This is a genomic window from Nitrospira sp. (assembly GCA_029194675.1).
Classification (GTDB): Bacteria; Nitrospirota; Nitrospiria; order Nitrospirales; family Nitrospiraceae; genus Nitrospira_D.
Window position 1 is genome coordinate 1,267,267 of record JARFXP010000001.1, and the last position, 26,987, is coordinate 1,294,253.

The window sequence follows — 26,987 nt, forward strand, 5'->3', positions numbered from 1 at the left end:
CATGCTCAGCGCGATGTGACCTGCGCCTCGGTCGAACCGAATTGAAAAACAACGCGGCGTGGACTTCCATCGCCTGTTTCGGCAGAGAGCCAGCTGGTCTGCCCGAGGCGAACGGGAGCCCCGTCTTCCTTCGACGTGAGCCGCAGGACAGACACATCGTCTCCGCGTAAGACCAGTTCCATGTCCACGTCAAATCGGTCCTGCACAAACCACTGCACCAGCGCCGACACAATGTGCATCCCGGAACTGCCTGGAAGCAGCTTGACGAATGTGTCGTGACTCATCGGTCCCATGGAGATACGGAAGCTGGACTGCCGACTCAACACCTTTTGACCAAGGGTACAGTTCTCTCCCAACGCACAGTTTTTCAGGCCGACCGCCGGCTGTTGCTCTCGCGGTATCGGAACCCATCGACCGGTGCACTGTTCGATATGGACTTCGATGTCGTCGAAGAAGTCGCTCAACAATCCTTCCAAGGCGGAGGCCGACCGCGGTCGCTGGTTCAAGAGCCCCGCATAACGCAGGAGCCGGCTCCTCGGCAGTCCGGTCCTTCGCGTCACCTCCTCGGTGCCCAGGCCGAGGAAGGCAAACATCCGTTCAGAAAACCGATCTTTGCCGGAAGGGTCGAATTGCATGTGGTACCGGTATTTGACCCAAGAGCGGTACAGGAGCGAGAGCAACCGGTGATGAAACAGGTCCAGGAACGCGCGGACCGGTTCATCCCCATTTTCGCGAGCCATCAGGTCTTCGGTGTAAAAAGGGGGCAGCGGCGAGGTCGTCCCATAGAGACCTAGAAAGGTCGTCGTCAACCGGAACCGAGGCGGATCCTTCCGCGTTTGCTCCAAGCCGGCCACATCGGAGACCGGAAACGCGAACGAGAGATCCGGCCGGAACCGAACCAGCTCCCGATCAGCCGGCCCTTCAGCTCCAACCGAGGCTTCCGGTCGGTAGAGACGCTCCAACAGGGAAACGAGCTGATAGAAGGAATAGTCCTGTGCCCTTGCGAGCAGATTCGCAATCACAGGAGGACTTGTTGTCCGATCCTGACCGGCCATGAAAAGAATTCCCCTTGTTCGATCAGTTTGACGTGGAGCTCCGTGAAGGAATTCAGGGACGCATACAGAGCGAAAAACTCATTGAGGAGGCCGCCGAATAAAAACACATCGCCTTCGCCGGCAAAGTGCCCCCCTTTCAGCGAGAGCGTGATTTCCGTCCCACGAACCGAAGCCCCCCGGAACAGATAATCCTTCCCACAGCTCTGTATATCCACGATCCCGTCCAACAATCTGATGTGGGCCCGTCTCGCCTGATCATCCTGGCGCGCGGCGAAATTGTAGAGATCGAGCAGTCCCCGCAGGGTCTCCACGCGAGTCAGCGAGAGATAGTTCAATGAAAGGTGCGAGAGCAGCCGCCAATGAATATCGCCGCCCAGCGGCACAGGGCCGCGTGCCGAGACCTGGACCACATTGCGGAACTGCGCAAACCCGGGCGAGCTATCGGTCGGTACGTGAATATCTCCCACATGGAGCTTGCCGGGCAGATCCCGATTCGTGCAGGTCACATCGAACGTCACGATCTCCGTCAGGACATCCAGTCCTCGGACCGGCACCTCATCTGCGTTGACGAACGAGACATAGGTTTCGCACGCTCCATCGTTCGTCATCGATTGTCGCAGATGTGTCTGGTAATAAATCGTCGATGGCCCTGTCCCGATGCTCTGGTGAAACGAATAGAAGGGTTCGTACCGCAACTCTTCCCCGGTCCCACGCAAGTGTCCGACCGCACGATCCACCGAAAACAGTTCATAGTGCGCAGCCGGAGCCGCCGATGGACGAAGCAGATATTCAGTCCGTTCATGGCTGACTTCGATCGGCTGGGAGTCCAGCCTGAATAGATTCACGATGGGAGAGCAGAACAACCGGACATGGTCTTTGGTCAGCCGCAACGACGCCGGCGGAGCCTTCGTGAGGGTGATGAGCATTTCAAATGTCGTCGCGGTCCCTCGTCTGGCCAGCGGCCGAAGGTCCGACAGATCGACGGCCAGAAACTTCTGGGGGAACGCAAAATACTCCTGTAGCAACCGGTACCCGTCGAACGACGTCTTGGGATATGGCAACAGCGCCTCATCCTTCGCAAAACCGAACGGTTGGATCTTGCAGTCAGGCAATGCAACTTCCTCAACGGGGCGCCCTTGCCCGCCGAGACGCAGCTTGATCGTGCCGGCGTGGTGGCACAACCAGTAATACAGCGTGTACGCCGGTTCACCGACCAAATGGAGCCGTAACCGCTCGATTCCCGCTTGTCCCAACGTCGCACCCGGTAGCATCGTGAAGTGAAGCCGCAGTGCCGAATGCCCTCCACTGGCGGTTTGGAGCGAGACCTGTTCCAGCTGGAGCGGATAGATGTCCACATCAGCGGTCGTTCGAAAGCGGCAGCGCGTCCCGTCGATGTCCCGCGACTCGACGACCGTCTCCATCGCGGGGATTCGCTTCCATTCGGTCACGGCCCCGGGGATCGGCGTGAATTCGAGAAGACTCATGGCGGGAATCGGCCGAAGATAATGAGGCCACAGCAAATTCATGACCCCATGAATCAACTCGGGAAACTCATCGTCCAGCTTCTGTCTGATGCGGCCGGTGAGAAAGGCGACGCCTTCGAGTAATCGCTCGACATCCGGATCGTTTCCGACCTCCGTCAGGAAGTGCGCCTCTTTGGGATGCGCTTCCGCAAACTCCCGGCCCAACTGCCGCAAGAAATCCAACTCATCTCGATAGTACCGATTAAACGCCACGTCCTATTCTCCCGCCTCTACAGGGTCCCGCCATGCGCCGGCGGCTCACTCATTCTTCGACAACCACCAGCCCTGAAGGGCTGATCTCGGTTTGAAATTCCACATGCGGTTGTCGTTCTGAGACGAGTGTCCCCGCAATCTCAAATCGAAGCACCGACTGTCCTGGTTCGGGAGGCACATGGGTTACGGATACATCACGCAGTCGGGGTTCGAATTGCGCGATGGACCTCAAAATGGCGGCTTGCACCTCTTCCACGGCGGCCGGCTGCTCTTGCACGAACTCCGTGAGGTCCGGCATCCCATAGGTGGGTTGTACCAAGACTTGATCCGGTCTGGTGTTGAGCATTTTGCGGAGATGCCGGAGCACCGACTCGGCAAGCAGATGCGGGTTGTCCCTGAGCGATTTGGGCCTCGCAAGTCGCTCATCGCCCAGCCGTTCCAACAACCGACATTCTCGCCCCATGTCCGCCTCCGCCCCCCTTACTTCGGTGCTTTCCAATCATCCTGCGCTTCTTTCTTGTCCACCTCATGCCTCCAGATCGCTTTCCGATAGGTAAAGGAGACATCCTCCATGTGACCGAACTCCCCCGACGATTTTTGGAGGCAATTCGGCATCCATGGATGCATGGACACGATGATGGCATCCTCCAATTTTGTCGTGAAGTAGTGCTCTTCGGTCCCGTCTGCGGCAATCCGGTACCATTTGATCTCAACGGATTTCAGGTGCTCTCCGGTGCAGAGCGCCATGTACAGGAGCGGCGACGCCTTGTCCACCACCTTCACGATCTTCAGCGGCCCATGCACCCGTTTGCCTGAGGCCAGGCCCGTCTGTGGATCAGACGGAATACGCACTTCGTGTTCGAACGCCTGGACCATCATCGTCCCTTCACGCCCTTTGAGGTCGCAAGAGCCCTCAATCTTGCCCTGTTTTTCCCCCTCAGCTGTCAAATAGGCTGGAATTGGCATGGTGTTCTCCTCCTTTACTTTTTCTTGTCCAGCTTCCCGACCAGGGACAGCGTGAAGAACGCCCCCATATACTTGATATGCGGCACCACCTTCAGATCCACCCTGTACCATCCAGGGTTGCCTTCCACATCGCTCACCGTCACTTGGGCGTCCCGCAGGGGGCGTCGCCTGCTCACTTCATCGGTCACGACATCCATTGCGGAGACGTACTGGCTGATCCATGTATTGAGTTCGCGCTCCAAATCCGCGCGGTCTTTTGTCCCGCCCAGTTTTTCCGTCTGCAGCACCTTGATGTAATGGGCCAAGCGATTGATGATGAACAGATAGGGCAGTTGCGTGCCAAGACGATAGTTGGCCTCCGCCACCTTGCCCTCGGCGCTCTGTCCAAATGTTTTCGGACGCTGAGAGGAATTGGCCGAGAAGAAACAGGCGTTATCCGAACCTTTCCTCATGGTCAACGCAATAAACCCGGCATCCGCCAACTCCTTTTCCCGTTCACCGGAAATAAGAATCTCGGTGGGGATCTTCGTCTCGACGCCCCCCATTGCCTCAAAGACATGGACTGGTAGATCGTCTACCGTCCCGCCGCTGCTCGGGCCGATGATGTCCGTGTACCAACGCGACCTGGCAAAGCTCTCGGTCAAGCGCGTGGCGAAGGCAAAGGCCATATTGCCCCAGAGATAGCTTTCGTGGCCGTTACTCAAAGATTCGTTGTAATTGAACATCTTTGCCGGATTCGTCTCCTGGCCGTAGGGCAACCGCAGAAGGAACCGCGGCACACAGAGCCCGACGGATCGGGAATCCTCCGAATCGCGGAATGCATTCCACTTGGTGTACTGGGGGCCTTCGAAGTGCGTCTTCAGGTCCCTGAGATTCGGCAACCGCAAATAACTTTCCATCCCGAAAAACTTCGGCCCGGCCGCCGCCACAAACGGCGCATGGGCCATCGTGGCCACGCTGGAGACATACTGCAGGAGTTTGACATCTTGGGGACCGGGGCCGAACTCATAGTTCGCGATCAGGGCTCCGATGGGATTCCCCCCGAACTGCCCGAACTCCGCCGTGTACATGTGCTTGTACAGGGCCGACTTGGTAATGTCCGGGGCCTCCACGAAATCGGTCAGTAGTTCTTCTTTCGACACGTTCAACATCTCGAATTGAATATTCTCCCGGAAATTGGTCCGGTCCACCGCCAACTTCAGCCCGCGCCATGCAGATTCGAGTTTTTGAAACGTGGCCTGGTGCAGAATAGCGTCCACCTGCGCGCTCAGTTTCTTATCCATCTCGGCGATCATGTCGGCCACCATGGCCTGATTGACCTTCATGTCCTTGCGCTCGGGCGCGAGGAGATGTCTGATGAGCTCTTCGAGCGCTCGCTTGGCGTCCGAATAAACCTCATCCTGTGGTCTGATATCGAGGGGTTTCAACATCTGCTCGATGAGACTGGTTTCAGCCGCTGCGACCGGTGCCTTTGTAGATTGGGTCTCTTGTGTCTCTGCCATGACCTATCCTCCTCCCCTGTGCGCGGGCTATTGCGATTATCCCACGCCGAGTTCTTGAAGCAGCTGCTGGCGCGTCGCAGCATCCCCGATCAGACTGTCGATCATTTTCTTGAAGGCCGGCACGTTCCCGAGGGGTCCCTTCAATGATTGGAGCCCCGCCCGCAGTACCAGCAGTTTATTGAGTTCCGGCACCTGCTGAACGATAGAGTCAGGGTTGAAATCCTTTATCCCGTTGATCCGGATCGTGACCGGCATATCCTCCCCTTCTCGACCGGACAGCCTGTTCGGAACCGTCATCGACAGCTCGAGCTGCTGACTCCGCATGACCTCGTCGAAGTTGTTCTTGTCGATGCAGATCTTTTTGCGATCCTCCAGCGGTGTATCGTCCGTCCTCATCGTAAAATCGCCTATGAATTCCATCTTGAGCGGAAGCTCCTTTTCTTCCTGTGCCCCCTCGGTTGCCGGCTTAAAGACGATATTGACCCTTTCTTCCGGTGCCACTGAACCTTCTTTTCCACCTGGCATGGCGTACTCCTTCCTGTATGACGTTGCACCCAAGACGCCGGCTTGTGTCGTTATGGAAGCGGCCGCGCCGATGTGCGTTTCGTCTCCATATCCCACGCGGACAACACATCCACCCGACAGATGCGGCGGTACAGTGCCTCTCGCCGACTGGACCATTCTGGGACCGGTCGCTTGGAGTCCTTCCCCAGTTGCTCGAGAAGTTGCCACATCGTTTTCCATACATCGAGGCAGAGGCTCGGCTCCCATTGGTCAAGGGCGAATCGGCTAATGTGCTCATCGAGTCCTTCCAGCTGGGACAGAGCAACGTTCGGATAACCAGCGCGCAGACAGAGCTTCGCAGTCTCCAGACCCAGCAAGAACCGATCTCGTTCCGATGCCACCGAGCCCGATTCTTTCTGCAGAAGCCCTATGGCCTCTCTCACCTGGCCCTGCTCCACCAATGTCACAGCTTGCAGACGAAGCTCGGCCAGTCGCTCACCGTTCCCTATCAACTTGACCTTGCCTCTTCCATCAGAGGCCGCTGCCTCCACTTGGGTTCTCTGAAGCTCATCCAGCCAACGCCTCGTCGCTTCATCCGCGAACGGCATTTCGTCGGAAAAGCGGCAGGCCGGCAGTTCTGGGAGCCTGCGAACGAGTGCCTTGATCTCGTCCTCCACCGCCTCTTTTGCCAAGCCAAATGAGGATCCCAACTGTTCCAACGCATGGGCGACCATCCGATGAGGGTCGAGCCAGAACGGCAGATGGGGAAATTGGGACTCCACTTGCTCCAGAAGCTGAGGCCAGAGCCCTTTATCCTCCAGCTCTCGGTACCGATGCACCAGATGCGGCGCAGGCGGAGGAATTCGCGACAAGCCGTCATTGAGAGGCGAGGGCATTTGAAGAGTCATCCACGTGGCGGCTCGCACCATGCGATAGGGCCACGGCAAAGAGGGATCCTGGCTGCGGGTAAATACCGCAGCTCGGCGAATCAGTTCATCTGCCTCACGCAAGGCGCTACGGCACTCTTCGGCAGTAGAGATTGTCCTAGGCACCCCCAGGGGCCGTACCTGTGCCTCATCGGGTTGCAGCTCCTGCCTGTCGCCAGCAGGCTTGGCTGGAGACTGAACGACTTTCTCCATCTGCCGTTGAAGAACAGCTCGCAGCCCCACGAACCCCGGCGCTTTATCCCCGAGCTTGTTGAGGAGTAATTCGTCCAGCGTCCGAGCGAGCTCCTCACAAACTTGGAGCGCTTCTCGATCATGAGGTAAGGGTGATCTTCCGCCGACCGCAGCCTCCAGTTTTTCACGCAGCCAGACAAGTACGTCGACCCGCTTTTGCAGGCGCTTGGCATCCGGATAGAGCGCATCCCAATAGTGGGCAGCCATCTCATGCATGCAAGCAAGGCCCGCGGCAAGCCCCTGAAACCCTTCTGCATGTAACAATCCGAGACAGACGTAACTGGCTGCCAGTAAATCTTTTGATCGTTCGCCGAGCACAATCCTCCCACCGCTCACGACCCCCTTCCAGTCGACCGGCTTGCCGACCAGGGATTCCATCTTTTGAATTTCTTCCTGGATGGCTAAAAAGTCGGCATCGTCCCTGGCTGGCGCACCGGTCGGCGCGTCAGAGCGAATGGGGTTTGCCCCAATTTCTCGCCACTCCGTAGTCAGATCTGAGATCATGTCTTCTTCGCCTTTTTAGTCGATGCGCAGATTATCCCTGAATCCTTGCGTCCGTAACTTACGGACAACGAAAGCTTGAAAAAAATTCCGGCGCGAATGGGTGCTTTACATGCTCGGCCTTTAAGTTAAACTGGATGTCAACGACCTTCTTGCCGCCGATGGAGAACGTCCAGGACAAGCGAAATTCCGTCGGACTGACCGGAACGGGATTGCCTTCCTGCAGCATGCGAAACAAGCCCCATCTCCCCTCATACTGTTTCGTATAGGTCTTGCGTCGTGACTCATCGACTCCGACCACAATCTGCAACAGAGCCCCGCGCTGCTCGGACTGGCCGGTCCATTGAAACGGAGAGAAGAGTTCCGGCGCTCCGTTGAGATACACGAGCTCTTGCCCCTCGATGACCAACCGAATCTCGCTGAGCCCCACCCCTCCGATGGCAAGAGGTTTCATTTCAAACGGCACTTTCGGTTCAGAACTTCCTGGTGGAAACAGTGCATCAGAAATTGCCTTGGCCTGACGATACCCCCCACTCACGGTTGATTTGTAAAACGTCAACAGCCGGCCCTTCTCAGGACGGAAGAATTCACTCAAATCTGGGATCGTGGCTTCATCGGATTGTCCCGGACGGAACGGATATAACTCTCCGATCGCTTTTGCGCAGTCTTCCAATCCCGTCTCCACATCGGCCAAACGCAGAGGCTGAAGAAGGAGCTGAACGGCCGCCTGTGCTCTCTGATCGAAACGTGTGATGAGTTCCGCCAGCCGGTGTTCGGCTTGCCTTTGCTCAGCCGACGGCTCTCCGCCGTGGGAAGTGCGAGTCAGCGCATCCCTCAGCTGCTGTAACTGCTGCATGTACTGCTTCAGTGGAGCTCCCTCCCCTTCGGGACACGAAGTCACAAACTCATGCAAGGACTTGAACGTTTCCGCCACGGGATGGGATGGGACGTCACGATGGATCCAGCCCTTGCTTACGTCGCAGAAGAAATCCGAGAGTGCACTGAAAGAGGTATTGCTATCGACGGCCTTCAAAAGCGTGACCAACACCGAGGTATCTTGCGTCAGTCCGAGTAAGAGGGTGATGGCCTCTTCTCTGTTGCTCACGGGTCTCAATTTGACGGAGGCGAGAAATTCAGACCACTCACGGATATAGTCTGTTCGGTACAAGCCGTGAACGGCTTTCTCCACATCCGCACGAGAGTCAGGCGGGACGTCCAGTACCCAGGAATCCGTATAGGCCTGATCCAATATCCGATCCCTGGTTTTGTTAAACAGACCGTTATCGAATTTCGGCGTAAAGAAGCCGGGAATCTCATAATTACTCTCCAGCAGACTCGTTTTCGCTCCCTGTAACAGCGAGGCCAGTGTGACAGGTTCCGGTTTGTACTCGCGCATCATCTCGCGCTGAATACGGGCATAGATGCGTTCGGGATAGGGCAACTGCTGTAGCGCCGTCCTTGCTGCCTGCACCAACCCCAGATCTCGATGAAAAGGCGCTTGTCCCTCACGCAGCAAACGGCTGTAGGTGTCGATCTGCTGATCCACCGCCTTCATCACCTCAGGAGCGGCTGCTTTCACCCCGTAGCGACTCGGCAGGATCTCGTGCCAGATCTGCCTGAGCCATTCGGCGAGGAACGGCTGATCCAAGTGAATCGGCTCTTTCTCATCGGATGTGACCGACAACATGAGATAGGTCTTCAAATAGGAATAGTAAAAGTCACTGTCCCGGTTTGCCGGCATTCTTGACGGATCGGCTGCAAAGGACCGCAAGGTATCTTCCAACTGCGTACGGGTGTGGTCTCGGTAGAGCCGATAGAACAAGCCGATATAGAGATCTCTTGCCGGCTCATGGAGGGTGGCTTCCCGATTCATGCCCCATCGACGCATCAACGGCGCACCCTCTTCTCGGTCTGTCTGTAGGACTTGCACCAATTGTCGGAATCGATCTAAATTCCTGTCCTGAACGCTTTCGATGAACGGCGTCGCCTCCGGAATGATCGAGTGGTACGATTTCTCGGCGCTTTCTCTGATTTGCTCGCCGAGTTCCCCATTTAACGAATAGGAGTAAACGGCCGCACTCACACAGGCCACCCCAGCCACGGCCGCGCCTACAGTGACCATACGTTTTTGGAGCATCATGCGACGCTTCGCGGCGGACGATGGTCGAGCAAGGCGTTTGTCCGGAATGATGATGCCGGTGAACAGTTGCTTGATGAAATAGGGCCCTTGCTCCTTTGGCTCCCCACACGGAGCCCCCACGAACTCTGGTAAGCCGGCCCGCCGATTGACCGCATTCACCACTTGATCCAGCGGCTGGCCCTTTTGCGTGCCGCTGGTGAGATAAAACCCTCGCAACAAGGGGCGGTCCTGGTTGAGCGCGGGCGGAAACAACTGATCGACAAAGTGGGTGAGGTTCTGTTTCGCCGCGCTCAGCTGCAAGGGAAAGCTGAAGACCTCCTGAATTTTTCTTGAACCGAGGAGAGAGAGCAGCCTCGCATGACATCGCATGTGTAACGCTTGCAGCAACCGTTCAAACCCTGCTTCGAATTGATTCAACGGCGTGCTACCAGCCGGAGCCTCAACAGGAAACGTGCGTCCCCACGCCTGTTCTTCACGGGCAACATTGTTCAAATTCTCAAAGAACTCAACGAAGCCGCGCAACAAATCACACTTCGTGAGTACGAGGTAGACGGGAAACACGACGCCCAGCCGTTGGATCAATTCATCCAGACGTGCCCGAATCTTCTTCGCATGCAGCTCGATTTCCTTGTCTTTCGCGACAAACAAATCCGGCAGGCTCACCATGACAAGTACACCGTTTAACGGAACTTGACGACGTTGTTCCTTAATCGTGTCGAGTAGCGCCAGCCATTCGTCCCGACCTTCGTCCTCTGCGGCGTAACGTCCGGCCGTGTCAAGGAACACCCCCTCGTTCGTAACCCACCAGTCGCAACCATGGGTGCGACCCGAGGCAGAATGTTCTTTCTCCTCCCTAGGGTACGTGGCCGCCTGGAGGCCGGAATTCTTAAGCACTGTGCTCTTTCCGCAATCCGCCGGCCCGATCAGCAGGTACCAGGGGAGACCGGACACAGCCTGTTGGCCTAATATGCTTTCCCTTAAAGATCCAATGGCCTGTTCAAAGCCGGTTTTCATTATCTCGACGCGACCTTGGCGGTCCTCCGGTCTCTTCCGGCTGATCAGATCATGAAGTTTCTTCGCATATTCTCTTGTGTGCGTCAGGGCCGCTTTGAAGGCTTCTCTGGTTCGATGCATGTTTTCGGTCATGGTCGTCATCGGTTCAATGGCACTTTCTGCGCCAGGTCTTGTAGGCTGGTCTTTACCGCATCGGTATTCCTGGTGATGCTGATGATCAGGATCCCGTACGACACGATCGCGAGAGCAATGGCGCCCACAGCCAGCATCCAAGGGATCGCCGCAGCCGGGGGCTTCACCGGTGGAGCGCTCGGCAACGGTACATCCAAGAGCGGGGGAACTTCGCCGCGCCTCGTCTGCAGGTCACGGCCCAAGTCTTGGATCAACGCCCTGAGTTGTTCTCGCCCCTGCAGTTTGTATTTCCCTTCGAAGCCCAAAGCCAAACACAGGTAATACAGCTCCAGCAGGTCCGTGTTCAGGGGGTGCCCACGCCAAATCTCTTCCAGATTTTGAAAAAACCCCTGGCCGGCGAGATCTGTATTAAACAACTCGCTCTGCAGACTCATCGCCGGCCATTGATGCTTCTTGCCCCAGTGTGAGCTCATCACCATCTCATCCAAGTAGGCAGCTAGGGCGTAGCGAGCCAAGCGCAAGGTCCCCCCCGGAATGCCCATGTCACCCCCTGCCTGGTTGATCTGATAGAAGATGTCGAGGAGATGAGACTGAAGCGCCTCCGGCTCACCGCAATCGGGGGCGGTCCTCAGTGACGTACCCAATACCAGCGGATCACTAAACAGGGAGAGGAGACTCGCCGACATGGCGAACACCTACTTCGTCCACATCAGTTCCAACTTCACGTCTTTCAACACCGGCGGTACATACACCCCAATGGCCCGGGCGCGACAAATCGGCGGCCATAGCGACCCTTGGTTATCCAGTTGAAAATACTTGTATCCCGCTTCCACCGGCATGGTCGGCGGGGGATTTGGGACATGCAAAACACCCAAGCCCCCCAATGCCCCGCTCACAATGCTCTCGACCTCATTCGGGGCTGCGATGCGAATCTGCCTCACGAACTGTGGAATCTGCTCATCTGCAAGGCCGCTCGCCACGACGAGATAGATGCGGCCGGAACTGAGCTGATCGTCGCTGAGAACGCCTTGCCGAATGCACTCACTCATCAATGTTAGAGGCATCGTCACCACTCGCGTGTCCTCTTGCTTAAGCGCCTGCCGGATCCTCAGATCCAATTCCCGGAACGTGCCGGACAGATTGAAATGGTCGTATTTGGGGATGTCCATCGGATCGAGAATCGGGCAAACAGTGCTCAGCTCGCCGGTCAACCGTGCCAAGATTAAATACAATGCTTCCGGGTGAGGCTGCCCCACAAGGCTGTAGTGGGACAGGACAGGAAGATGCGCATTCAAGATGTGAAGACGCGACCATCTCGCTTGATCCAGACTTGCCGGGCTTGCCGCGAGCTGTTGAGCCGCTAAAGCCTTACGTTTGCCGGACAGTAATTCGAGGAGGCCTCGCAAAAGACGCATCAGCCAGGGCGACGCACTGATGGACAAACAGGGGGGCACGTAACTTTCCCGCATCGCCGGTTTCCCCCCCGAGCCCCGCTCGAGTTCCGATACTTTCAGGGTAATGAAGTTGGTCGCATCTTCTCCTGAGAAAAGAATGCGAAAGTTCTCCCGGGCGAGCAGAATCTCGCGCTTTTCTCCTGAATTGAGGTCGGCAATACTGGCTCGTGCACCGACATAGCGTGTGGGTGCTGTTCCGGCACTCTCGTCCAGTACCCAGTTCGGGCCTGCCAGCCGCTCGGTGGGAATACCGACAAACAGGTCCAAGTGATCCAGCGAAGGAGGGAACCAACGATCGATTGAGCGGGGGGGCACAACGCTTCCGTTCTCGGAATCAGTTGGTGAGATCCGCATCAGCGTCCCGTCCGGCATTACCCCTTGCAAGGCCACGATTCGGACAAGACCGTTAGCTAGGTCCTCTTGATCCAGTCGTACTTCAGTGACCCCCCACCCGAAGGGGTTTACCGCCCGGACCCGGTCATGCAGCAACTGCTCATAATAGCGGTCCCACTGCTGGAAATGATGAGGGGTCAGGAACATGCCCTCGTGCCAGATGATTTTGTGCGGCCGATTCATAGATGTCGGCTTTCAGTCAATCCACGGTAACCGTCCGCGCGTAGACCTTTACCTTCACGGAGAGGGGCCACAATCGGCCCAAATCCACCACTTGTCGCCAGGTAGTCCCCTTTTCGCGAAATAGCGCCACGACTGCGAAGTATTTCGCTCCTTTTTTCCGATCCTCTTTCACCACCAACTCAGCACTCGGAAACAGCACAGTCTCCTTTCTCCATAGGATGTCCTGTTCGAGGAGCTTCTGGTCGCTCTTTACCAGTGACAGGAAGTCCGCCTTCTCGAACCGATCTTTGCTGCTGAGTTGATAGAGACGCATGACTACAGGGAGAGGCTGCCCCCTTTCATCACGAGGAGGCACTTGGGATGACAGGGTCACTTTGAGAGAACCGCATGCACCCACGGCGAGCGCCAGCAGGCTCATACTCAAAACAATGAGCACCTGTCGGACTACCGGAAGCCTGAGCCGCTCTAAGCACAGCCCTCTCCGAATTGCAGATGCGTGATGGCTTCGGAGATCAGGGGAGTGAGCGGATATTGGCACACAGGGTAGAAGGGGGGTAGCTCGATAAGGACCGATCGAGGCTTCCTCCTGTGGTCGGTGTCCCACTCCACAATAAGCTATAAAATTGGTCTTCCTCTTCTCCGGCACAACGGACTCCGTCTGCCTTTCTGAGGTGTGATCGAGATGTCACCGATGAGAACACTGCGCTATCCGACACACATTGGATCTACTTTCAATTTTGAGGATGGGCACAAGCAGACAGTGGCGGTCTGTATCCGGGTGCCCGGCCCAGCGGGGGACCGCGAGCAGCATGTCCGCACCATTGGCACGATGACCGCCGATCTGTTGACTCTGCATAACTGGCTGATGATGCGCGGCGTGACGCATGTCGCCCTGGAGAGCACGGGCCTGTACTGGAAGCCGGTCTACTACCTGTTCGAAGACGTCTTTCGCTGTCTCTCGGTCAACGCCGCCCCTATGCACAACGTGCCGGGACGGAAGACCGACGCGCAGGACTGCGCCTGGACTGCGCAATGACTGGAGCATGGGCTCTTGCGGGGAAGTTTTGTGCCGCCAACACCGATTCGGAAACTGCGGGATCTGACCCGCTACCGCAAGGTGCTCATCCAAGAGCGCACCCGTGAGGCTCAGCGGCTGCACAAGGTGCTGGAAGATGCCGGGATCAAGCTGGTCTCGGTGGCCACCGACATCCTCGGGGTGTCGGGCCGCGCCATGCTGGAGCCGCTCGTACTGGGCACCACCGATCCGGCGGTGCTGGCCAAGCTGCCGACCTTGCAGTAGGTCCTGACCGGACAATTTCGTCGGCATCATGCGTTCCTGGTCAGTGAACTCCTGGCGCATCTGGATTACCCGGAGGAGGCCGTCGACCGGCTGAGGCGCGCATCGAGGAGCAGCTCTGCCCCTTCGCAGCGGTGGTGACCCCCTTGGATGCGATTCCGGGGGTGGACCAGCGCGTGATTGAGGGAGTCGTGGCGGAGATCGGCGTGGATATGCGTCCGTTTCCCTCGGATCGGCATCTGACAAGTTGGGCCGGCATCTGTCCCCGCCACCATGAGAGTGCGGACAAGCACACCGGCAGCAAGACGCGGAAAAGGAACTGCTGGCTGCGCACGGCCCTGATGAAAGCCGCATTGGCCGCGATTCGGGTGAAAGACAGCCGCCTGGCGGCCCGGTATCGCCGGGTCATGCGCTATCGGGGGCACAAGAAGGCGCTTGTGGCTGTTGCGCATACGATCCTGGTCATGATCTATCGCCTGCTCAAGGACCAGGTCCCGCGCCAGATGTGGGGAACCACGTACCACGAGCAGCGAGACCCGGAGCAAGCCACGCGCCAGCACGTTAAGCCGTTGGAGCGCTTGGACCATCGGGTCATCCTCGAGCCGATCACCTAAGAGACCGCGGCGGCATTTTCGAAGCAGGTTATAATGTTCTGTCAGACGGAACTATCACCGGTATTCTTTCCTGGAATGCGCATACTGAACGTGCCCAAGTTTGGTAGATAGTCTCGCCTGATGAGTCCTCCATCGCCGTTCTAATGCCGGACCTTACGAATGGATTTCCCGCACTCAACTTTCCAATCTCTTGGTTCAGAACTCGCCCTGACTCCATTGTGGTTTCCTCTTGTCATTGCAAAATCAAGGATGCTGCCAATCTCGTACCACACCTGAATGGAGACTCTTCATTGAAGCAATATATGTTGAAGTACGTAGAATTAAAGGAAAGAACCCCGTGAGGTGCCTGATCAACAGTTCTCAGGATGCCGGAGTGCGTGGCAGAATGCCGCAGTCCATTAGAAGTCCTTGTAGCGAATATCTGCAGAGGCTTGGATGAGTGCTCAGCGGTTGTGCTGCCACATAATCTCTCACATGTTACTTCTTGGATAGAGCCCTATGGCACTAAGGTCGATCATCTTCATGTTCCAAGTCGTTGTCCTGTTGGACAATGTTTTGTGAGAACTGAATCCAGTGGCAGCACGACCACAATCCAGTAACGCTCCACAGACTGTCGCAGGATCAAACACTCCTTCATGGGCGGGCGATTATTACGCGCCCAGAAAGAGTGTCTAACATTGGCCCCTCAAACGACGTCAGCCAAAAACTAACGTACGATGGCAGGTTCGGCGATGTTATTCGACGGATCGGGATCAGGAGTTATCCTTCCACCACGCACGTCATTCCTCTTCAGTTAATGCCCTCTTCCGGCGACGAACTGTATGGTGTCCACTTCTGTGGCTCACGGCCAGAATTGTTCCACCCTCTTTATTTAATGACCAAAGGGAGGTATCAAGAGTAATTCGATTTATCCATGAAGGAACGAGACGTTACGAGAGGCAATAAGGCCAACTGGATTTAGGCCGGTTACTTGGAGCCGCGGCCAAGCACGCAATTTTCAGTTGAGGCATAGTGCGTCACTCTACGCGAAACTCGCTGTGGCATTAACCCTTCAACATTCGGATGCATGTCACCCGAATTGGCACGTCGTGCGCCAAGCAGAAATTCGCTACGGAATCTCAGCCGACAAGGGAGCGGTTGTGATTCGCTCGGCTGATTGACAAACACACCATGCTGAATGGAGACGTAAGTGTTTGCGGTGGTAATACGAGAGTCCTTGCAGATGCTTATTGGCCGCCTTCAACCGCCAATGGGTGGACCCGAATCACCGCGCAAGGTGTTCATCAGCTCACACGAGCAGGAAAAGTGTTGAGAGGGCTGAAAGGAGCGCTGGGGTTGTACCGATTGATGGGGTTCAGCGGATTGTTCGGGCTGGCCTCGTTGATGGGAAGGGATTGTTGGCGTTATAACCTGTTACTATCAGTCATGCACTATTGGCCATAGGCTTTCTCCTACTCCAGCCCCTGTTCCGCCAGTTCGATCGCCTTCATCATGGCGCAGGCCTTATTGCACGTTTCTTCGTACTCATGTTCCGGATTCGAGTCGGCGACGATTCCCGCGCCGGCCTGGATGAAGGCCCGATGCCGAGAGACAACAACGGTACGGATATTGATGCACATGTCCATATTCCCCGAAAACCCGACGTAGCCGACGGCGCCGGCGTAGGGTCCGCGTCTGGTCGGCTCAAGTTCCTCGATGATTTCCATCGCTCTGATTTTGGGGGCACCGGATACGGTACCGGCGGGAAAACAGGCCTTCAGCACATCATACACCGTCCTGTTCGCGCACAGCTTGCCTGTGACATTCGAGACCATATGCATGACGTGCGAGTACCGCTCGACATTCATCAATGACTCGACCTGGACGGACCCCTGCTCAGCCACACGACCAACATCATTGCGTCCGAGGTCCACCAGCATAATATGCTCGGCCCGTTCCTTGGCATCGGCAAGAAGACGGCGCTCTAATTCCGAGTCCTCATCCGGCGTCGCACCACGCCGTCTGGTGCCGGCAATAGGGCGTACCGAGACAAGCCCGTCCTCACACCGCACAAGAATTTCGGGAGACGAGCCCACAAGTTCAACACCTGCCATCCTGAGATAATACATGTACGGCGACGGATTCACGAGGCGCAACGCCCGATAGAGTTGAAACGGAGAAGCCTGGAGATTCGTTTCCCATCGCTGCGACAGGACGCACTGAAAGATATCTCCGGCACTGATGTATTCCTGGGCGCGAGACACCATTTTTTCAAAATCCGCCCTGTTCATGTTTGCCGTAAACCGAATTGGAGAGCGGCGGCGCTTCGCCCTGACGCGCCTCAGAGGCCGCCGGAGTCTCGCAATCATTGCTTCAATCCTGCCTGTCGCTTCACGATATGCGGCGCGAACGTCTCTGTCCGACGTTGACTTCACCTGCGCGTTGGCCACGACTTTGATTTTCTGCGATACGTTATCGAAAATGAGGAGCGTCTCGGTCAGTAGAAAGGCAAACTCCGGTGGATCGAGGTGGTCCTTTCTGCGAGAGGGAAGATCCTCAAAAGTCTTGACGATGTCGTAACCAAGGTAACCGACGGCTCCACCCACGAAGCGAGGCAAATCCGGAACGGTCACGGTGCGATAGGTCTCCATGATCTCCCGGAGACGGTCCAGCGGCGCTCCTCGGCTAGGGATCCGACGGCAATCCGAACCCTTCTTCAGGCAAAGATCGCCACGATCTTCGTAGATGACGAGCGGAGACCCACTCCCGAGAAATGAATATCTGGCCCACTTTTCCCCCCCTTGAATGCTTTCCAACAGATAGGCCGAAGGCCCATGATCGATCTTGGCAAAGGCTGAGACCGGGGTATCATGGTCCGCCAAGACTTCACGGAATAAAGGAATGAGATTGCCCTGCTTTGCGTACGAGCGAAACTCATCCAGCGTGAGTGAATAGGTCGCGGTCCGCATATCGTTCCGCTTACTCTGCTCCCACCTGGAGCTTCTGTCCAACCTCGACGATGTCATCCGGCAGATTATTCAGCTTCTTCAGCTTATCGACCTCAATCGCATACCGCTTGCTGATGCTGAATAGGGTTTCCCCAGGCTTCACCACATGCACAGTTCCTGCTGCTACCTTAGACGGAGGGGGCGGCTCGGTCACAGCCGCCATACCCTTGTCTGGCAGATTGGCTCCTCCGCGACCGCTGGAAGCAGCTTTCGGCAGTTCAGCTTTTTTCGGTTTGGCGGAAGGGGAGTGGCCTTTCCGCTGCATATCCTCCAAGGCTTTTCGTTCCAGCAGGGTCGCTTCCCGGATCGCTTCAGTCTCTTCTTGGAGCCGTGCCATCTGCTCTCGTGCCATTTGCACCTGTGTAGACAGCTCACGATTCCTCGCCTCATATTCAGCCAGTTCAGCCTTGGTATGCCTGATTTCACTGTCGAGCTCGGCCGTCCGCTTTTCTTCCTGAGCGAGCAGGCGTTGAAAATTCAGGCTTCTGGCTTTTTCTGCGTTGTATTTTTCCTCTAACACGACACACCCACTGACCAGCAAACCAGTACAGAGCAGTATCCCTAAGAAAGGAATCCTCCGCGCTCGTTCACAGACCTGCTGCTCTCCCTTCTGCATATATCCTCCTTTGCCCGGGCTTTCCAGCGACTTCAGACCTGCCGAAGAGACGCTTAGAATAGTGGTCAATGATGCGAAAGTCAAAGCGGACCGGGCCTGTCCTGTTTGACCGTTTCCGCTGCCCTATGCTAGGGTCAGCACGGTTCAGACCTCTCTCCCCTTTCATGCCGAACGTCACCTGTCATGACCCCCTAAAGATGATCGTCGAGGCTCCCCCTCATTGAGCGCAGCGATGCAACAGGATTCACTCTATGACGACTCTCCGTCCTCTTCGAAGGCCGTTCGCGTCGAACAGGAGCGTCTCGCGCAACTCAAAAACCAAATCCGGCATCACGACTATCTCTACTACGTCAAGGACCGACCCGAGATCTCCGATGGGGAGTATGATCGGTTGTTCCGAGAACTGGTCGATCTCGAAGAAGCTTACCCGGAGCTGATCACCCTCGATTCACCGACCCAACGCGTCGGTGCCTCTCCTTTGGATGAACTCGGCAAGGTACAGCACGAACGGCCCATGTTGAGCCTTGATTCGTTGGTGAATCCTGAGGATGTCCTGGCCTTCGACCTGCGGATGAAACGGGAGTTGGACACGGATCAAGTCGAGTACACGGTCGAGCCAAAATTCGACGGTCTGTCGGTTGAAATGGTCTACGATCACGGGACGTTTGTTCGTGGTTCAACCCGTGGGGATGGCAATATCGGCGAGGATATCACCATTAATCTCCGTACGATTCGATCGTTACCTCTACAGTTGCAGGCCGGCACGTACCCGGATCATCTAGCCGTGCGGGGCGAGGTGTACATGCGTCTCTCCGACTTTCATGCGCTCAACCGCCGAATGACGGAACGGGGGGACGACGCCTTTGCAAACCCGCGCAATGCCGCCGCCGGCTCTCTTCGGCAACTCGACTCGCAGATCACTGCCTCTCGGCCGCTTGTTGTCACTTGCTATGAAGTGATGGCGATGACCGGAGTTCCTCCGCCATCGCACTGGGCTGAACTGGAGACGTTGGCTCTGTGTGGACTTCCGGTGCCTCACCTTCGCCGACGATGCGAGACCATCGACCAAGTCTTGGCATTTCACCGGGAAACGGATGACCAGCGCGACAATCTCCCCTATGAAATTGATGGAGTCGTGGTAAAAGTCGATCGCGGGGATTGGCAGGCGCGGCTGGGAATGAAATCCAGAAGCCCTCGTTGGGCCATCGCGTTCAAGTTTGCTCCTCGGAAGGAAATCACGGAGGTACAAGACATTGCCGTCTCCGTCGGCCGGACTGGAACCTTGACCCCACTCGCCCTACTGAAGCCGGTGGAAGTGGGCGGGGTCACCATCAGCCGAGCAACCCTACACAATGCCGATGAGGTGGCAAGAAAGGACATCCGCATAGGCGACAGGGTTCGAATCGAGCGCGCAGGGGATGTCATTCCAGCGATCGCGGAGCGTATCCCCGTCTCGAATGAAGTCAGGTCAGACCCTTTCCAAATGCCACCTCACTGTCCGATATGCGGTTCTGCCGTGGCAAGAGAGGGTGCCTACTTCTACTGCACCGGCCAAGCCGCCTGTCCGGCCCAGCTGAAAGGTGCCATTGAACACTTCGCATCGAAGGCCGCACTCAATATCGAGGGACTGGGTAAGAAAACGGTTGCCCAATTGGTCGACCACGGCCTCGTGAAGGATCTATCCGACCTGTATCGGCTAAGGCCTGAACAACTTCTTGAACTCGAGGGTTTTGCGGAACGATCGTCGGCCCTTCTCCTTGACGCCATCGCTCGGAGCAAAAACGTCTCGCTCGACCGATTTTTGATGGGCCTGGGAATCCGTCAAGTAGGACGGCACGTCGCAAAAGTGCTCGCGAAAGAGTTCGGCTCGCTTGATGCCATCATGTCGGCTGACCGCGACCGTTTTCAGGAAACCCGAGAGATCGGTCCCGAAATCTCCGAAAGTTTGGTCTCCTACTTCCAAGAAAGCTCGAACCGACGGGTCATCGACCAACTGCATACACTAGGCTTGTCGATCGTCGATACACCCTCGCCTCAGAACCGCGCAGCTTTGTTTCTCTCAGGAAAGAGCTTCGTGTTCACCGGTGGTTTGATGAGGCTGACGAGAGATGAGGCCAAGGCGTTGGTCGAACGGTTGGGCGCCACAGTGTCCTCCAGCGTCAGCAAGAAGACAAGCTACGTCGTAGCCGGGACAGACCCTGGCTCTAAACTCGATCTGGCTGAGGAATTAGGTGTGACCGTCCTTGACGAGAAGGCCTTCCTAGACTTGATAGAGCAGCAAAAAGAAGGCTAGTCACACCGAGGCTTCCACCGGGACAGGCACTTTTTCGACTTTGAAAATTTGCACGCTTCGTATCGATCGAGGATCTGCCTCATGGACCACCAGACGGCAATTCTCGATGCGGAGTTCTTCTCCTGCCTGAGGGATGCGACCAAGATTTTCCTGGATCAGCCCTCCGATCGTCAGGGCTTCATCGCCAAGCTCGACTTTCAAGAAGTCGTTCACCTTTCGAACTTCCGTCCGTCCATGGACCAGGATTTGGTTCTTTCCGATACGTTTGATGAGTTCTTCCGTGATATCCGTTTCATCGACAATCTCACCCACCACTTCCTCAAGAAGATCTTCGAGCGTCACCAGTCCCATGACACCACCAAATTCGTTGACGACGACTCCCATATGCCGCTTTTCCTGCTGGAACTGCTTCATCAAGTCGTCCGCCGTTTTCCCTGCCGGGACGAAGAGCGGAGGATGGGCGATATCCCGAAGGCGCAAATCGGTTTTCCCCTTGGCCAACTCGGTCAGCGCCTTCGCCTTGTAGAGAATCCCAGTGATGTTATCGAGCATGCCGTCATAGAGCGGAATTCTGGAATACTTGGAATTATAGAGCAGCTCTTGTGCTTCACTAAGTCGAAGATTCCCGTCGAGAGAAAACACATAGATGCGCGGCGTCATCGCATCCTCCGCCGTAATATCCTTCAGTTGAAACACGTTCTTAATCATTTTGACTTCTTCCGATTCTAATTCCCCGGTCTTTCCTCCTTGGTCCAACATGATTTTCAGCTCTTCTTCCGTCACCAAGGGAAGCGTCAACCCCTTTCCCCCCGTCAAACTGTAGATCAGGGGGACGATCAGAAAAAGCAGAGGCCTCAGCATGACCTGGACCCAATAGATTGGGTAGGCCATGTTCAGCGTCACGGGTACGGAGAACTTTGCCGCTAGAGTCTTTGGAATGACATCCACCGACACCAAAAGCACGAAGGTCAAAATACCGACCATGACCCCGATCGCTTCTTCGAACACACCCTGGCCTCCATAGGCATTCAATGTGATGAAGGTGGCCAACATAGGCGTCGCAGTGCTGACGAGGCGGTCACCTACCAGAATGGTCGAGAGGAGCTTTTGGGGGTCGCTCCTCAATTGAAGGGCTTTGGCTGCCCGTTTACTGCCGTTCTGCGCCAATGCTTTCAGCCGAGTTTCGTTGACCGAGAAGAAGCCGATCTCGGCTGTTGAAATAATAGCGGATAACCCTATCAATCCTAAAAGGATGAGGATGTCCATCGCAGTCGTATATTAGGGACGTTGAACCAGTATGGCTGGCCTGATGAAAAGCCGAGCGTCCCCCAGAGGATACCTCTCGGCCCACCCTTCAGCGGATCGTAAGATTAGGATAGCCTCACCGCTTAGAATAGAACTCACGACTGATACATCTATCACAGGGATCAAACGCAAGCAAGTCATTCAACAAATGGTGCTTAAAAATCAATCAGTTCCAATGGGCCAAGGCGCCGTCCTTCAGTGTTCAGCCATCATCCCGAACAACAAACGATTGCAGACGTAACGCACGATCGAGACGAGCCGCAGCCACCTGAGCTTCCGATTCAGTCAAGAATCGACCAATTTGGACTCGGTAACGGCGCCCTTCCGGAAGATCTACCTGGATAATACGCCCGTCGGGAAAATCTCGTTGAACTTGTGCAAACAGCGCCCGGGCATTCTGAAGATCGGCGAAGGCACCGACTTGAACCCGTAACAGCCCCATCCCTTCGGGTCGAGAGTTATAGGCGACAACTTGCAGTTCGACCTGATCGGTTCCGTTGCCGACCATCCCGAGCGCTTGAGCACCGGCCAACGAAAGGTCCAAAATTCTCCCCCTGGCGAACGGCCCTCGATCATTAATCCTGACTGTAACATGACGCCCAGAGGTCAACGAATGAACAACTGCGACGGACCCTAGCGGCAGCGTCCGATGAGCAGCCGTCAGTTTGTACATATCGTACCGCTCTCCATTAGCCGTCTTGTTCCCATGAAAACCAGGGCCATACCACGAGGCCATCCCTCGTTCTACAAATCCAACCGGATACCCAGGAAAACGGTCAATTGGACGGGGAGCTGTGGCACAGCCATGGTAGAGGAAGGCACCCAGTCCAACCACGATTATGAACAAAAGGGTAGGTTTCGTGAGCGGCATCGGCCGCATCGATCAAAACTCGTCGAGCGACTGGTTGCGTAGAAGAGTCAAGGCTTTGTCAATGTTGGAAACGGTTAGAACGACGATCGCCCGCTTCCCTTCACGTGAAGGTGTACAATAGCCGCATTTGATGTTGATCCGGCTCTTCATCAAGATATCTGCCACTTTCCTCAATGCTCCAGGCTTATTTTCGAGACTCAACAGGAGTGCGGTTTCTTCGCCGAACTTAATCTTCGCCGCCTTAAGGGCCGCGCGGGCACTTTCCAGATCCGCGACCAGCAGACGCAACTTGCCCGTCCCCATCACTTCCGGTGCGGAGAAAGCCTTGATATTGACTCCCGCTTCACCGAGGACCGCCGTCACTCTGGCAAGAGTACCCGGCTTACTCTGACCGCTGATGACAAGCTGCGTCGTAGTCGGCATATCAGTACTCCTCGTGGCTCTCCGGCGTCAAAACCTTTTTCGCCTCGTTGAGCGAGCGGCTCGCAACGGAGACCAAGCCCCGTAATGATCAGATAGGGTGCGAGGAGACGCCGGTCTCACGCAAAGTTTTCGAGCCCGTAACCGTAGCGAAAAAAAGACATCGGCACCCGATCGAATTCTGATAAATCGCCGCTTCCTACAGCGGAGACACGATGACGGCCGCTTGCTCTGCATCCTCACACTCCTCTTATGAACATCCGCTCGTTGCGCCGCACGTAACACATTTGAGACAGGTGCCGTTACGAACCATGGTAAATTGCTTGCATTCTTGGCAGGGATCCCCTTCGTAGCCCTTGACTTTGGCCTCTTTCGCGCTTTGGACCTCCGTCAGTGTGAGTGTTTCGCGCATGATCTCCACGTGTCTGGCGACACCGTGTCCGTTTCCGTGGCCATTTCCTTTTCCGCCGTTCCGGCGGATGGGAAGATGTTCCGTAATAATGGAAGATTGAGCCAGTGCATCAAGGTCCGCTTCTTCATCGAAGCATTCGGGATCCATATTGTCTTTCTTCACGGCATCCATGCGTAGATCTTCTTCGTTCACCTGCGCGAGGTCATACCGATCGAGATACGTAACGGCCAATTCACGGAAGATATAATCGATGATCGAGGTCGACATCTTGATTCGATCGTTCATTTTGACGGGACCGTTCGGCTCAAACCGGGTAAAGACGAACGCCTCGACGAATTCTTCCAGTGGCACGCCGTGCTGAAGCCCCAGAGAGATGGCGATGGCAAAACAATTCATGAGACTTCTGAATGCCGCCCCCTCCTTATGCATGTCCAAAAAGATCTCCCCGACCGTCCCATCCTCATATTCACCGGTGCGCAGGTAGAGCTTATGTCCTCCGACAATTGCCTTTTGAGTGTATCCGCTTCGTCGACTCGGTAGCGGGCGTCGCTTGGCGAGATACCGAACGAGCACCCGTTCGGTGACTTTCTCCGCCAGCTCCATCACGACGGTAGCCGCCTCCACGGCCTTTCCATTGTCTGTCGAGGCGCTCAATGGCTGACTCAGCTTGGACCCGTCACGATACAGTGCGACCGCTTTGACCATGCTCTTCCAGGCAAGCAAATAGGCTGCCTTGACGGCTTCGAGCGTGGCATCGGCCGGCATGTTGATGGTCTTGCTGATCGCGCCGCTGATGAACGGCTGTGCTGCGGCCATCATGCGGATATGCGCATCGACGGCGATGGAGCGTTGTCCGATTCGACCGCACCGATTGGCACAGTCGAATACCGCGAGATGTTCAGCCTTCAAATGCGGCGCGCCCTCCACCGTCATCGTCCCACAGCAGAAATCGTTTGCAGCGGCGATCTCTTCTTGCGTAAAACCGAGCGTCTTCATCATGTTGAAGTTTGTTTCATTCAGCTGGGCCTCGGTCAAGCCAAGCTTTTCGAGACAGAACGCGTCTCCCAGCGTAAACTTATTGAAAGCGAACTGAATTTCGAACGCTTGCCCCAAACTGTTCTCCAAACGACCCAGGGCTGTGTCATCGAATCCCTTTTGACGCAGCGTGTCGTGATTGATGAACGGTGCGCCCTTGAGCGTCTGAGCCCCGACACAGTACCGGACGATATCCTGCGTTTGCTGGTCCGTATACCCGAGGTTGGCCAGCGCAATCGGCAAGCTTTGATTGATGATCTTGAAGTACCCTCCACCGGCCAGTTTCTTAAACTTCACCAGAGCGAAATCCGGTTCAATCCCCGTGGTATCACAGTCCATGACCAACCCAATTGTGCCGGTCGGAGCGATGACGGTCACTTGTGCATTGCGGTACCCATACGCCGTCCCTAATTCAAGCGCGTGATCCCACGCTCGTCTGGCGGCAAGAAGCATGTCGGGAGGACAATGCTCGGGACGGATTCCCGCTGGAGCGATCGTCAGACCTTCATATTCCCCATGAGGCACCTGGTAAGCTGCCCGACGGTGATTACGAATAACACGCAGCATGTGCTCTCGATTTTTTGCGTACCCCGGGAAGGGCGACAATTCGGCAGCCATTTCAGCCGACGTCCCGTATGCTTCCCCGGTCATGATGGCCGTGATGGCTCCACAAATCGCCAGGGCCTTGGGTGAATCATAAGGGATCCCTTGTCGCATGAGCACGGTCCCCAAATTCGCGTACCCCAACCCGAGCGTCCGGAACCGATAGCTCTTTTCAGCGATGGACCGGCTCGGGAAGGAAGCCATCAACACGCTGATTTCCAGTGCAATCGTCCACAACCGAACGGCATGGCGGAAATGTTCCAGTTCGAACTGCCCGTCGGCGGTGTAAAACTTTGTGAGATTGAGGGAGGCGAGATTGCAGGCTGTATCATCCAAAAACATGTATTCGGAACAGGGGTTCGAGGCGTTGATGCGGCCGTCTTCCGGACAGGTATGCCACTCGTTGATGGTGGTATCGTATTGAGTGCCAGGATCAGCACAAATCCAGGCCGCCCAAGCGATCCGGTCCCACAGCTCCCGCGCCCTGACGGTCTTACAGACTTTGCCGTCCGTTCGGCGTTTGAGCTGCCAATCGCCGTCGGTTTCGAGAACGGTGAAAAACTCATTGGGGATTCTGACACTGTTGTTCGAATTTTGCCCGGAGACGGTCTGATAGGCCTTCCCGTCCCAATTCGTGTCATACTCATGAAACACAAAATGTGTGAAGCCTTGCTGTGCATAGGAAAACATTCGTTGGACATACGCCTCGGGCACCATATCCCGACGGGCCGAGATCAAGGCCTCACGCAAGACCGGGTTGGTCTTCTGATCGAGGTCCAACCTGAGAGCACCCTCGCCATCGACCGTATGACAAGCTTTCAGCACGGCGTTGAGGCGCTGTGCACAAATCCTTGAGCCCGTCACCATCGCCGCGACTTTTTGTTCTTCGATGACTTTCCAATCGATGAATTCTTCGATGTCCGGATGATCGAGGTCCAAACAGACCATCTTGGCGGCGCGGCGCGTCGTCCCTCCGGACTTGATCGCTCCGGCGGCTCGATCCCCGATCTTCAGGAAAGACATGAGGCCTGAAGACCGCCCGCCACCGGAAAGCTTTTCGCCATCCCCGCGCAGTCTCGAAAAATTAGTCCCGGTCCCGGAACCATATTTGAACAACCTCGCCTCCCGGACCCAAAGATCCATGATCCCGTTTTCATTCACCAGATCATCCTCGATTGATTGAATGAAACAGGCATGAGGCTGAGGGTGTTCGAAGGCATTGGTGGCTTTCACAATTTCGCGAGTCTGGGGATCGACGTAATAATGTCCTTGTGCCGGTCCCGATAACCCATAGGCAAAATGAAGGCCTGTATTGAACCATTGAGGAGAATTCGGCGCGGCCATTTGGCGCGCCAGCATGCAGCACATTTCATCGTGAAAAGACTCGGCATCTTCCGGCGTCTTGAAATACCCATAGGATTTGCCCCAATGGGTCCAGCACCCGGCCATGCGTTCGAAGACTTGGCGAGCGTCTCGCTCACCACCCAACACCGGCTTGCCATCCGGGTCGATGGCCGCCTGCCCATTCTGATCGCGCTGCGGGACTCCGGCCTTCCGAAAGTATTTCTGGGCCAATATGTCGACGGCAAGCTGAGACCATGCCTCCGGAACATCGATATTTTCGAGCTTAAATACGGTGGATCCGTCGGGATTCCGAATCTCCGACGAACGCTTCACAAACGTAATCCCCTCGTAGGGATTCTGCCCGCGACGGGTAAATCTTCGATCAATTTTCACGGTAGACCTCCTGAGGGGAAAGAAGCTGTGACCATTGTT

At 56.1% G+C, this 26,987-nt stretch carries 21 protein-coding genes; 4 read left to right on the plus strand and 17 right to left on the minus strand.

Annotated elements, in window-relative coordinates:
• Nucleotides 1-5: 5 nt before the first annotated feature.
• Genes tssG through tssJ form a run of 11 tightly spaced genes read right to left on the minus strand, consistent with a single transcriptional unit; the run spans nt 6 to nt 13,176 of the window.
• On the minus strand, nt 6-1,055 hold the full coding sequence (gene tssG, locus P0120_06085) for a type VI secretion system baseplate subunit TssG (protein MDF0673896.1): 1,050 nt from the start codon (nt 1,053-1,055) through the stop codon (nt 6-8).
• Nucleotides 1,019-2,791, minus strand: coding sequence for a type VI secretion system baseplate subunit TssF (gene tssF, locus P0120_06090; protein MDF0673897.1), 1,773 nt, complete (start codon nt 2,789-2,791; stop codon nt 1,019-1,021). The genes tssG and tssF overlap by 37 nt, the downstream gene beginning before the upstream one ends.
• Before the next feature lie 49 nt (nt 2,792-2,840).
• Nucleotides 2,841-3,254, minus strand: coding sequence for a type VI secretion system baseplate subunit TssE (gene tssE / locus P0120_06095; protein ID MDF0673898.1), 414 nt, complete (start codon nt 3,252-3,254; stop codon nt 2,841-2,843).
• A 17-nt stretch (nt 3,255-3,271) separates the two neighbouring features.
• The gene (locus P0120_06100; GenBank protein MDF0673899.1) at nt 3,272-3,757 is read right to left on the minus strand and encodes an Hcp family type VI secretion system effector; all 486 of its coding nucleotides are present in this window, start codon (nt 3,755-3,757) and stop codon (nt 3,272-3,274) included.
• Between the two features lie 14 nt (nt 3,758-3,771).
• On the minus strand, nt 3,772-5,259 hold the full coding sequence (tssC, locus tag P0120_06105; protein ID MDF0673900.1) for a type VI secretion system contractile sheath large subunit: 1,488 nt from the start codon (nt 5,257-5,259) through the stop codon (nt 3,772-3,774).
• A gap of 36 nt (nt 5,260-5,295) precedes the next feature.
• Nucleotides 5,296-5,784, minus strand: coding sequence for a type VI secretion system contractile sheath small subunit (gene tssB / locus P0120_06110; protein MDF0673901.1), 489 nt, complete (start codon nt 5,782-5,784; stop codon nt 5,296-5,298).
• Between the two features lie 50 nt (nt 5,785-5,834).
• The gene (tssA, locus tag P0120_06115; GenBank protein MDF0673902.1) at nt 5,835-7,445 is read right to left on the minus strand and encodes a type VI secretion system protein TssA; all 1,611 of its coding nucleotides are present in this window, start codon (nt 7,443-7,445) and stop codon (nt 5,835-5,837) included.
• A 58-nt stretch (nt 7,446-7,503) separates the two neighbouring features.
• A complete protein-coding gene (gene tssM, locus P0120_06120; GenBank protein ID MDF0673903.1) occupies nt 7,504-10,737 on the minus strand; it encodes a type VI secretion system membrane subunit TssM in 3,234 nt (1,077 codons plus the stop codon).
• Nucleotides 10,734-11,414, minus strand: a complete 681-nt coding sequence (gene icmH / locus P0120_06125) for a type IVB secretion system protein IcmH/DotU (protein ID MDF0673904.1) — start codon at nt 11,412-11,414, stop codon at nt 10,734-10,736. Before icmH ends, tssM begins: the two co-directional genes overlap by 4 nt.
• A gap of 9 nt (nt 11,415-11,423) precedes the next feature.
• On the minus strand, nt 11,424-12,758 hold the full coding sequence (tssK, locus tag P0120_06130) for a type VI secretion system baseplate subunit TssK (protein MDF0673905.1): 1,335 nt from the start codon (nt 12,756-12,758) through the stop codon (nt 11,424-11,426).
• Nucleotides 12,759-12,774: 16 nt separating this feature from the next.
• The gene (gene tssJ / locus P0120_06135) at nt 12,775-13,176 is read right to left on the minus strand and encodes a type VI secretion system lipoprotein TssJ (protein ID MDF0673906.1); all 402 of its coding nucleotides are present in this window, start codon (nt 13,174-13,176) and stop codon (nt 12,775-12,777) included.
• A gap of 273 nt (nt 13,177-13,449) precedes the next feature.
• On the opposite strand from tssJ, the gene P0120_06140 reads away from it, so the two are divergent.
• The 3 genes from P0120_06140 (at nt 13,450) to P0120_06150 (ending at nt 14,669) form a co-directional block, all read left to right on the plus strand.
• On the plus strand, nt 13,450-13,794 hold the full coding sequence (locus P0120_06140) for a hypothetical protein (GenBank protein MDF0673907.1): 345 nt from the start codon (nt 13,450-13,452) through the stop codon (nt 13,792-13,794).
• Between the two features lie 30 nt (nt 13,795-13,824).
• Entirely contained in the window at nt 13,825-14,058 is a 234-nt protein-coding gene (locus P0120_06145; GenBank protein ID MDF0673908.1) for a hypothetical protein, read from the plus strand.
• Nucleotides 14,059-14,201: 143 nt separating this feature from the next.
• The gene (locus P0120_06150) at nt 14,202-14,669 is read left to right on the plus strand and encodes a transposase (GenBank protein ID MDF0673909.1); all 468 of its coding nucleotides are present in this window, start codon (nt 14,202-14,204) and stop codon (nt 14,667-14,669) included.
• 1,451 nt (nt 14,670-16,120) lie between these two features.
• Here the strand turns inward: P0120_06150 and trpE are convergent.
• Both trpE and P0120_06160 read right to left on the minus strand, forming a co-directional pair.
• The gene (trpE, locus tag P0120_06155) at nt 16,121-17,617 is read right to left on the minus strand and encodes an anthranilate synthase component I (GenBank protein ID MDF0673910.1); all 1,497 of its coding nucleotides are present in this window, start codon (nt 17,615-17,617) and stop codon (nt 16,121-16,123) included.
• Between the two features lie 10 nt (nt 17,618-17,627).
• A complete protein-coding gene (locus tag P0120_06160; protein ID MDF0673911.1) occupies nt 17,628-18,272 on the minus strand; it encodes a LysM peptidoglycan-binding domain-containing protein in 645 nt (214 codons plus the stop codon).
• Between the two features lie 232 nt (nt 18,273-18,504).
• Between P0120_06160 and ligA the strand changes: the two genes are divergently transcribed.
• On the plus strand, nt 18,505-20,565 hold the full coding sequence (ligA, locus tag P0120_06165; GenBank protein ID MDF0673912.1) for an NAD-dependent DNA ligase LigA: 2,061 nt from the start codon (nt 18,505-18,507) through the stop codon (nt 20,563-20,565).
• Here ligA and P0120_06170 read toward each other — a convergent pair whose 3' ends face one another.
• The 4 genes from P0120_06170 to P0120_06185 all read right to left on the minus strand — a co-directional run bounded on the left by P0120_06170 (nt 20,566) and on the right by P0120_06185 (nt 26,948).
• Nucleotides 20,566-21,831, minus strand: coding sequence for a hemolysin family protein (locus P0120_06170; GenBank protein MDF0673913.1), 1,266 nt, complete (start codon nt 21,829-21,831; stop codon nt 20,566-20,568). It abuts the gene before it with no gap.
• A gap of 241 nt (nt 21,832-22,072) precedes the next feature.
• Nucleotides 22,073-22,741: a septal ring lytic transglycosylase RlpA family protein gene (locus P0120_06175; protein MDF0673914.1), complete on the minus strand. Its 669-nt coding sequence runs from the start codon at nt 22,739-22,741 to the stop codon at nt 22,073-22,075.
• Between the two features lie 12 nt (nt 22,742-22,753).
• Complete coding sequence (locus P0120_06180; GenBank protein ID MDF0673915.1) at nt 22,754-23,164, minus strand: ACT domain-containing protein; 411 nt, start codon at nt 23,162-23,164, stop codon at nt 22,754-22,756.
• Nucleotides 23,165-23,411: 247 nt separating this feature from the next.
• Nucleotides 23,412-26,948, minus strand: coding sequence for a vitamin B12-dependent ribonucleotide reductase (locus tag P0120_06185; GenBank protein MDF0673916.1), 3,537 nt, complete (start codon nt 26,946-26,948; stop codon nt 23,412-23,414).
• Nucleotides 26,949-26,987 lie beyond the last annotated feature (39 nt).